1 protein-coding gene is annotated in these 570 nt (G+C 64.0%); it reads right to left on the reverse strand.

The features are described 5' to 3' along the window. Positions 1 to 451: IS21 family transposase (locus Q5Y72_RS19795; protein WP_504222740.1), on the reverse strand; the 451-nt coding region annotated here is incomplete at its 3' end. Positions 452 to 570 lie beyond the last annotated feature (119 nt).

A 570-nucleotide genomic window follows, 5' to 3' on the forward strand; every position in this document is an offset into this window, starting at 1 on the left:
TCACCGTCACGGTAACGCCGTCGATCAGCACCACCTCGTGGCTCCAGTCGAACTGGTATGCCTCCCCCGGCGCGAAGGTCAGCGGCACGAAAGCGGCTGCCGTGCCTGATCCCTGCGCCTGCTTCCAAGTCGCGGCATAGCGGCGGACGGCATCGTAGCCCCCATCATACCCGAGCCCCCGAAGCTCCTCGTAAAGCTGCATCACGGTCAGCCGCTCCCGGCTGGCACGGGCGGCATTGGTCGCCAAAAGCCTGTCCAGTTCGGCCAGCCAGGCGCCCAGCTTCGGGCGCGGTTGAACCGTGCGCTTGTAGCTGAACTCGGTCGCCCCGGACCGAACCACCTTCCTCACGACCTTCTTCGACAGGTTCAGTTCTCGGCAGATCGTCTTGATCCCCATGCCCCGGCCGAAATGCATGCGCCTGATCTTCGCTATCGTCTCCACAACCAGCATCCCGCAAGACGTCCCCCGAATGTTACTCGGGCGGACTATGGACCCATGCCCCGTAGGAGGGGTCCCTTTTGGACGCCGATTACCCCGGTAGCGGGGTCCTTATTGCGCGCCGATCAACA

It is taken from the genome of Paracoccus spongiarum (assembly GCF_030732095.1).
Taxonomy (GTDB): domain Bacteria; phylum Pseudomonadota; class Alphaproteobacteria; order Rhodobacterales; family Rhodobacteraceae; genus Paracoccus; species Paracoccus spongiarum.